The 9,981-nt window shown below is 35.4% G+C and carries 5 protein-coding genes; all 5 read left to right on the top strand.

Translation table 11 applies throughout. The features are described from left to right. Window positions 1–57: 57 nt before the first annotated feature. Window positions 58–618, top strand: coding sequence for a 2OG-Fe(II) oxygenase (locus tag ABZA65_RS09835; protein WP_373073154.1), 561 nt, complete (start codon window positions 58–60; stop codon window positions 616–618). 58 nt (window positions 619–676) lie between these two features. Further along, window positions 677–1,681 carry a hypothetical protein gene (locus ABZA65_RS09840; protein WP_373073156.1) on the top strand — a complete coding sequence of 335 codons (1,005 nt, stop codon included), beginning with the start codon at window positions 677–679 and terminating at the stop codon, window positions 1,679–1,681. A 2-nt stretch (window positions 1,682–1,683) separates the two neighbouring features. Next, window positions 1,684–2,901 (top strand): hypothetical protein, encoded by a 1,218-nt coding sequence (locus ABZA65_RS09845; protein WP_373073158.1) that lies wholly within the window; start codon window positions 1,684–1,686, stop codon window positions 2,899–2,901. Then, entirely contained in the window at window positions 2,901–3,386 is a 486-nt protein-coding gene (locus tag ABZA65_RS09850) for a hypothetical protein (RefSeq protein ID WP_373073160.1), read from the top strand. The genes ABZA65_RS09845 and ABZA65_RS09850 overlap by 1 nt, the downstream gene beginning before the upstream one ends. After that, on the top strand, window positions 3,383–9,981 hold a 6,599-nt coding region (locus ABZA65_RS09855), incomplete at its 3' end, for a beta strand repeat-containing protein (RefSeq protein WP_373073162.1). The genes ABZA65_RS09850 and ABZA65_RS09855, both read left to right, overlap by 4 nt.

Consider the following 9,981-nt stretch of genomic DNA (forward strand, 5'->3'; position numbering starts at 1 on the left):
TTTTAAGGGAGGAAAAATAATGCAACATAATGCATATGTATTGACGTATATTCTTTAATGAATAACTACATTACTCTCTATGAAAACACACTCTCACAAAAAGACTGTCAAAACCTAATTGACAAGTTTGAAAAACATCACAACTTACATGAACAAGAACATATATCGTCTCCTGATGGCTGGCATATGCAATTTACCCAAATAAAACTAGCAAACCATAAAGAGTTTGAAAAAGAAAACCAGCAACTACGATCACTTTTTTTACAAGCTATAGCTGCTTATAAAATAGAGCATAACATAAAAGAATATCAATGGCCTACAAAGTTTAACTTAGAAACTATAAGAATGAAACGCTACTTGCCAGATAGTAATGAAAGGTTTGATGAACATGTAGAGGTAACGAACTTAGAAACTGCTAGACGATTTTTAGTTTCTTTTATATACCTAAACGATGAGTATGAAGGTGGAGAAACTGAATTTCCTCAGTTTCAAATAGCTGTAAAACCAAAACAAGGCAATATGGTACTTTTTCCTGCTATGTGGAACTGGTTACATAAAGGTAACCCTGTTAAGAAAAAACCTAAATACATTGTAGGGACTATGATGCATTATGTGTGAAAGGAATAGAATGAAAAATATATATGAAACAAATAATTTAGAAAGAGAGGTGGCGTAGATGAAAAAATTGTTAATAAGTATAGTCTTACTTTTAAGTATAGTAGTAGTTGCACAACAATTTACTGGCAATGATTATTCATTAGCAAAAGAACAGGTAGACAAAGGTAATTACAAAGAATTCTATTCTGAGATTAAAAAAGGTTTAGAGAAAAACGATGAAGATGCAAAAGAGATATTGATTGAATATTTTCTAAAGGCAGTTGATAATGAAGATGTAGAAAAAGTTACGTTTTATTTAGAACAAAATAGAATGATTATTAATAGTGCAGATAAAGATGGTTCAAGAGCTATTGACTTGATACTAATTGAAGAAAATAAAATCAATATAGAGTTTGTAAAATTATTATTAACTTATAGTCCAGACCTTAATTATGAAGTATTAATTGGTCAGGAGAAATTTACATTTCCAGAAAAAGCATCACTACATTGTTCAGCAGTTAAAAATGGTGCAGAAGTCATCAAACTGCTTCTAGATGCTGGGATGAATCCAAATTTATTAACTGATATACAAAATGGATATTCAAAATACCCACCACTGTATACTAGTTATCGATACAACAATTTTGAAGTTTTTGAAAATTTATTAAAGCAAACTTCTGATATTAATCCTATAGTAATAACTGCAAAACATGAGGATACATTGACTCAGCTAATGATGAATGAATACCTAAAAGTTATAGAAAAAAGTGGTGCAAAGTTAGAACATCCATCAACAGACTTACTTTATAAAGCGAGACGAAGTTTAAAGTATAGGTATGTACACAATAAAAATATGAGATATTTTACGGCAATGATTAACGCAGGTTTAATTAATAGAACATCAAAAAAAGAACTTAAAAATGTATTTGTTTACCTAGCAAGTACAGGTGAAGTAGATGCTACAGAATTATTTGTCAGCAATGGAATTTGTAAAAAATATAAAGATTTATGTGAACTTGCTGCACATGCTGCAGGTCAAGAGAACTTTTATCAAGTAAAAAATATCATAAAAAAAGGAAAATAAAAATGGCAACTAGAGAAGAAATAGCAAGAGGACAACTTGAAGTTTTTCAAGAAAATATTGGTACACCATTAGAAACACCTAGAGATGCATTAGAAGCATGGATTGATTTTTATAGTTCAGAGATTCCATTAATGGCACCTTTTTTTCAAGCAATAAAAGAACCAATATTAGCTACCTATGATTTATTAGAAAATAGAACAAATGAAATGAATAGACTTATGGATGAGCTTATGAATGAGCTTGATAATTCAATAGAACCACCTAATAATTCACAAGCAGATAGTGATGGTGATGGAATACCAGACAATTTAGACCCATATCCAAATGACGCATCCCCAGATAGTGATGGTGATGGCGTACCTGATCATTCAGATATGTATCCAAATGATCCGAATAATGGGCAAGGACACCAAACACCATATGATCCAACACAACCTGGAATGAGTGATCCTTTAGTTTTAGACACAGATAAAGATGGTTTTATATCTACTATATCTTTAGATGATTCTAGTGCATACTTTGACCTTACGGGGGATGGTGTAAAAGAAAAGGTAGGTTGGATAGCTCCAAACGATGCACTGGTAGCTTACGATAAAAATGAAAACGGAAAAATAGACGGTATAGATGAAGTATTTGGAAACCCGACAACTACAGGGTTTGAGGAACTACGTCAAATAGCTGATTCTAACTATGATGGTAAGATAGACAGACAAGATGAACTATACTCAAGACTAAAAGTATGGAACGACATAAACCAAGATGGAATTAGCCAAGAAGATGAACTGGTCAGCTTAAAAGATGCAGGTGTAAAGTCTATTGATCTTAATGTAGTAGGTACGAACATAAACGTAAACGGTAACCTTATTACAGAAGCAGGTAAATACACAGACCAAAACGGTAACCTTGAACTGGCAGCAGATGTGGAACTTACATTTGACAGTAGAATCACAACTATAGATACATCTACAATACCTGACTACACAGAGTACCCTGAATCTAGCACTCTTCCATTTTTAAGAGGTTATGGTCTCATCATGGATAGCTTCATATCTTACAACACCAACGATGCTCTTAAAGAAAAAGCTATTGAACTTCAAGCAGGAGGTATTCAAGCTATTGCAGAGGGGTTTGAGAATATGAGACACTTGAAATACAAAAATAAATCATGGCATCTAGTACAAAATAACATAGAATTTAAATTAAAAAGAGAGGTGGCGTAATGAATATTTTACAAATGCTTTGTAAATCTAGTTTGATTATAGGTTTAACTGCATGTTCAAGTTCTGCAAGTAAAGAAGAAAATAATCATCTTGAAATAAAACTTTTAAATATGTGGGAAAATAATAAGTTTGTAAAAGTTACTGATTTATTGGAAAAAAACTATGAAAAAATATGTGTACTTCCACCTTATGGATGGGAAGTATTCGAGGAACACAATACTAGCGAAGTACAAAGAATGAACGAGTATTTAAAAAGTATTGAATATGCTAATGATGAAGGTGCTTGGAGCTTGGTAGTATTAAATAACAAGAAAGTAGAGTTGCTTAAATTTCATCGAGCAAATATAGATATTTTTAGTTCTAATAGAAGTAAATATTTACCTGAGAGTTTTGTAGAAGAAATGTGTAGTACATCTCAAGATGGATATTTTTATCTATCTACAGTAAATAAACGAAAATATATTACATTAGGAGAAAAAAGATGAGTTATTTTGATGATATATACAACAGATATATGCAAGATTCAAATAGATATGCAACAAGTTTTGGTTTAGATCCAAATAGTGCTCATAATGGTGAATGGGATGCTTTTAGGCATGCATACACAAGTGCAGCAATGACACAAGATTATGGAGAATATATTGCCAATTTAGCAGGGATAGCTAATGAGCTTAGAGGAGATTTAACTCATGATCAACCCTCTGAAGAAAAAAATATGGATTTATGGAATAATGCAAAAGGTAGAGAAATAGGCTTAGAAGGTGGTTCTCTTGATGATATGGCAGATAAAGTTTTAGAGGCACTTTTAGATGGTGATCTAATAACTGACCCTTATAATGATGATAGACAATATGATGAAACCGATCATGGTATAGGTGATGATAATCATACAACTGATCCTGATTTTAATCCAGATCCAGACCCTCTAAATCCACCTCCACCACCAAGAGATCCATTAGTCCTAGACACAGACAAAGACGGTTTCATCTCCACGGTAGCGCTAAGTGACTCCAACGCCTACTTTGACATTACAGGTGATGGCATAAAAGAGAGAGTAAGTTGGATAGCTCCAAACGATGGCATACTTGTTTATGATAAAAACGAAAGTGGAAAGATAGACGGAATCGATGAAGTATTTGGTAACTTCACAAAAAACGGCTTTGAAGAACTAAAAGAGCTTATAGACTCCAACCATGATGGAAAAATAGATAGACAAGATGAACTCTTCAACCGCTTGCAAATCTGGAAGGATGCAAATGGTGACGGCACCACACAAACCGACGAACTCCAAAGCCTCAAAGACATAGGTGTAAAAAGCATAGACCTTAACTATGTAAACACCGACATTACCCTAGGCGGAGCAACCCTCACACAAGCGAGCAAATACACCGATACACAAAACAACAAAGAACTCGTAGCAGATGTAAACTTAGAGTATAACCCTATCCTTACTACAGTAGATACCTCTACTATACCAGACTACAGTGTAGATCCAGATACTCTTTTCTTACCACAGCTAAGAGGCTATGGTCTCATCATGGATAGCTTCATATCTTACAACACCAACGATGCCCTTAAAGAAAAAGCACTTGAACTTCAAGCAGGAGGTGTCCAAGCTATTGCAGAGGGGTTTGAAGAGTTTAGTGATATGTGGAGTGGTTACACAGAGCTTATAGACTCGATGAAAGAGAAGTACAATGTAGTAGGAGATGTAAACCTAGCAGAGATAGACAAACGTGTATGGATACTAGAGAGACTCACCAACAGCCCAACCCAAACCCCAGCCATAGAAGCAAGACTTGAAGCAACTTTCAAACAACATGCCAATGAAACACTTAACGAAACACTTACAACTTCAAGTGTAATTCTTTCAAATCAAGTTGACTACTACAACACATACTATCAAAGAGAATTTATCAATAGATATGAGGGAGCTTTTGCTCTTCAAAGTGCGTTTGACCTTGATGGTGCGCATTATAGTAAAGATAGCAGTAAGTTTATCGTAGATGATAGAGCACTCCTGCTCCAAAAAGCAGCAGAGTATTTCAATAGTAACGAACACTCCTTGCAAGAAAAAACCTACTTAGCCCAACTGCTCAATATGCAGATAGGAAGGTATATGAACTATTCGTATGAGTATGAGATAGTTACAGTAGAATCATATGGTTCAAATGGACAAGCTGGAAGTATCTCTTATGAAATACATGTTACATCAGAACATTTAGAGAGTGATTTTAGGATTCATACTTCAAATTACCCATCAGATGATAAAGTCATCACCAGCCTCATCCAAAAATATCTTCGTCAAAAAGATATGCAATCACTCTTGGAGTCACTTGAAGAGAGCCCTGATAAAACTTACATTCAAACAGCTCTCACACTCGATACAAGTAAGTTCCACGTGTTTGATGAGGATATGATTTTTAACGGTAATGGTAACTTTATAGTTGGTAGCCAAACAGACGACTTCATTACATCCATAGGTAATAACACAACTATCTTAGGCGAAAAAGGCGATGATATCATCTCTACAGGAAGCAGTACAGATGTCATCCTCTATCGCAAAGGTGACGGAGCAGACATCATCTACGACAAAGGGGGCAGTGATACCCTTAAACTTGTAGATATCTCAAAAGATGAAATAACGCTCCATACCAACAATAACGATCTCATCATTACTCTATCAAACACGGATAGCATCACTGTAAAAGAGTACTTCTTACCTCAGTACCGCATAGAAACTATCCTCTTTAAAGACGGGACAACGCTCAACTTTGCAGAAGTGGCACAAACCTACTTTATGGATGATGCAGATAACACCATCACTCTCACAAACGCTTCTGAAACACTCAGGAGTTATGATGGTAATGACGTAGTTAATGCTCTTGTAGGAGATGATGTAATAGATGGTGGAGCAGGTAATGACACAATTGACGCAGGAGCTGGAAATGACACTTTAACAGGTGGAACAGGTGACGACACACTTAATGGTGGAAGCGGTGATGATACCTACATTTATAATTTAGGTGACGGTTCAGACACAATTTTAGATTCTATCGGTAACGATACTTTGAAGTTTGGCGATGGAATTACCTTAGATATGTTAAGCTCTAAAACAGATGGTAATGACCTGATCATATCTTTAGATAACGGTGAAAGCATAACTCTTAAAAACTATACACTTCCAGCTAATAAAATAGAAAATATCACGCTAAATGATGGAACAAATATAGATATAGCTTCACTTCAATCATCAACAGACAGTGATGACACTCTAGTTTATGGAGATAGTGCAGTAACTGTAGATGCAGGAGCCGGGAATGATACTGTGACAACAGGAAGCGGATCTGATACTGTAGCAGGTGGAACTGGTGATGATGTAATATCTACAAATGCAGGTAACGATACTCTTATTGGCGGAGAAGGTAACGATACTCTAAGTTCAGGAAGTGGAAATGACACCATAACAGGAGGAACAGGTTCAGATACACTTAAAGGTGGACTAGGAGACGATACTTATGTTTATAACTTAGGTGATGGACATGACACAATTTTAGATGCTTACAAATACGGATATAACAATTCTCTTTCTAAAAACGCAGGTAACGATACTATAGAGTTTGGAGAAGGAATTACTCAAGAAGATCTAGATGTAACGATAGTTGGTTCAGATATAGTAGTTTCGATTAATGAGAATGACTCCATAACAATAAAAGACGCAACAAATCCAAATTCTGCAGTTGAAAATATAAAACTAAGTGATGGAACGATCTTAAAAATAGAAGACTTGCAGTCTGCAACAGATGGAAGTGATTCTTTAGTATTTGGTAACTCTAGTGTTACACTTGATGCTTTGGCAGGCGATGACAACATAACTACGGGTAGTGGAAATGACTCTATATCTGGCAGTAGCGGTAATGATACCATAGTAACCAATGATGGTAATGACAGCTTAGATGGTGGTTCAGGTTCAGATACACTTTTAGCAGGTAGAGGAGATGACACTTTAAGCGGTGGAGAAGGTACTGATAACCTTCAAGGCGGACTTGGAAATGATACTTATGTATTTAACCGTGGGGATGGGAAAGATACGATCATTGATAGTTATAGTTACGGAAATGCAGGTAGCGACACTATAAAGTTTGGCGATGGAATCACAAAAGATGACTTAATAGCGGTTGCAAATGGTAATGATATGATCATAGCTGTAAAAGAAGATGGTGTAGAGTTTGAAAATCTAAGTGATAAGATCATTGTAAAAGACTGGTTAGATGTAAACAAAAGAGTTGAAAACATAGTTCTTAATGACGGTTCTTCTGTAAGTTTTACAGAGATACAAGGTGCGACAGAAGGGAATGACTACTTAACTTATGGTGATGAAGGTATAAATGTAGATGCACTTGGAGGAGATGATGTTGTAATTACAGGTAATGGTGCAGATACTATAGATGGTGGAGATGGAAACGATACCATAGAGTCTAATTCTGGTAACGATACCATAAATGCAGGTGCCGGAAATGATATTGTAGAGAGTGGAGACGGTAATGATCTGCTTAATGGTGATTTAGGAGATGATACTTTAAAAGCAGGTTATGGAGATGATACGCTTCATGGTGGTAGTGGAGTAGACAGACTTGATGGTGGATATGGTAATGATACATATATATTTGGTCGAGGAGACGGTAAAGATACTGTAGTAGATTCAAAAGGTAACGATACTCTTCAACTTGGAACTGGATTAACACAAGATGACATAATCATAAAAGCGCAAGGAAATGACTTAGTAGTAGCACTAAAAGAAGATGGTGTATCGTTTGAAAATCTAAGTGATAAGATAACTTTAACTAATTGGTTAGATCTAAATACAAGAGTTGAAAATATAGTTTTAGATGATGGCTCAGCAATAAACTTAGCTGACATTCAAAAAGGTACAAATGAAAATGATTACCTAATCTTTGGTGATAAGGGTGTTGAAGTAAATCTTTTAGATGGAGATGATGTAGTAATTAGTGGAAGTGGAGACGATACTATAGACGGTGGAGTCGGTAATGATACTATCAGCTCAAATGCAGGAAATGATACTATAAATGCTGGTAGTGGAGATGATACTGTAGATAGTGGTACAGGACATGACACAATAGATGCAGGTGATGGTTCAGATACTATAGATGCCGGTCTTGGTAATGACACACTTACTGGTGGAACAGGTTCAGATGTTTTAAAAGGTGGACTTGGAGACGATAAATATATTTTCAATATAGGAGATGGTAAGGATACTATTTCAGATATTGGAGGAACGGACACTCTTAGCTTTGGAGACGGAATTACCAAAGATGATATTGTTTTTAAACAAGATGGATACAACCTTATAGCAACAATCAAAGAAGATGGTAAAAACTTCAATGAATTTAGTGACAAGATAACTCTAAAGGACTGGTTCAACGGTGATAATAATGTTGAAAGTTTAGAGTTTAGTGATGGTTCAAAACTCCAAAGTAGTGATATAGCTGCATTGTTTGTAAATGTAAATATAGAAGATACCCTCTTTAGTAAACCTGGTGCTATTATGAGAGGTGAAGTGGGCGATGACATATATGTTTATAACCGCGGGGATTTTAAAGTAATAGTTGATGATTATGCTACTAAAGACTCTATAGAGATAAATGCCGGTAATGACACTTTGATGTTCTCGACGGATATTAATAGAGGTGATGTAAATATAGGTGTTAATGGAGATAACCTGATCATAGAAGTTATAGGTGCTCATGACACATATGATGAATTAAAAGATTATGTAGTTATAAAAGACTGGAAAAATGAAAATAGAGGAATAGAGAAGATCATCTTTAGTGACGGTGAAGAACTTGAGATCACTAAAACAGAAACTTTTCCAAGCGTAAATTTTGATAATAGCTGGACATCAAATAGATACTATGTTTACGGTTCTGAAAACAACACTATAAACGGAAGCTCATATGCCGATAAAATAGAAGCAGGTGCTGGAGATGATACCGTAAACGGTGGAAATGGAAACGATACGATCAACGGAGGTAAAGGCGAAGATAATATTAATGCAGGTTCCGGTAACGATACTGTAGAAGGTGGAGAAGGAAACGATTATCTTAGAGATGCTTCAGGAAACGATACATATGTTTATGGTAGAGGAGACGGTAAAGATATTATTTATGACACATCAGGAAGTGATACTTTAAGATTTACAGATGGAATCACAAAAGATGACATAGTTGCTAAACAGTATGGAAATACAATGGTAATTGGTCTTAAAAATGGAGACAGTTCTTTTTATAGACTGGAAGATAAAGTAACTATAAGAGACTGGTTTGTATCTGGCTCTAGAATAGAAACATTTGAATTTGCCGATGGAACTACAATAGGCGTTGAAGAGATAGCAGGTCTGATCGGTACAGCTAAAAACGACACCATATCGGGACTAGATTCTAGAGATGATAATATTAATGCTCAAGCCGGAGACGATATTGTCAACAGTGGAGTTGGAAATGACACTATAACAGGTGGAGAAGGAAATGACACTATATCAGGAGGAAGCGGAAATGATACTTACATATTTAACCGCGGAGACGGAAAAGACAGTGTATTTGATGAATCAGGGTTAGATTCTATAAAGTTTGGAACAGATATAACTGCACAAGATATTATATATGAAAAAGATGGAGACAACCTAATAATAGCCCTAAAAGAGGAAGATAAAACTTTTGAGGAACTAAATGATAAAGTCACCGTAACAGACTGGTATAAAACTTTAGACAATAGAGTTGAATTAATAGAGTTTGAGAATGGAAGCACGTTAAATATTGCTGATATTTTAGTAAATGGTACTTCAGAAGCCGATACTTTAAGATATGGAGCTGAAGATAATGTCGTAAATGGTCTTGATGGAAATGACACTATTTACGGTGGAGACGGTGATGACACAATCAACGGAAATGAGGGAGATGACAAGCTATACGGTCAGAACGGTAATGATGTATTAGATGGTGGTACAGGAAACGATTTACTATATGGACAAATAGGCGATGATACACTAGATGGTGGAAGTGG

This window comes from Sulfurimonas sp. (assembly GCF_041583195.1).
Classification (GTDB): domain Bacteria; phylum Campylobacterota; class Campylobacteria; order Campylobacterales; family Sulfurimonadaceae; genus Sulfurimonas.

Excerpts from the sequence above, each read along its gene's own strand:
- ABZA65_RS09835 (WP_373073154.1), top strand. The coding sequence starts at position 58 with ATGAATAACTACATTACTCTCTATGAAAACACACTCTCACAAAAAGAC.
- ABZA65_RS09840 (WP_373073156.1), top strand. The coding sequence starts at position 677 with ATGAAAAAATTGTTAATAAGTATAGTCTTACTTTTAAGTATAGTAGTA.
- ABZA65_RS09845 (WP_373073158.1), top strand. The coding sequence starts at position 1,684 with ATGGCAACTAGAGAAGAAATAGCAAGAGGACAACTTGAAGTTTTTCAA.
- ABZA65_RS09850 (WP_373073160.1), top strand. The coding sequence starts at position 2,901 with ATGAATATTTTACAAATGCTTTGTAAATCTAGTTTGATTATAGGTTTA.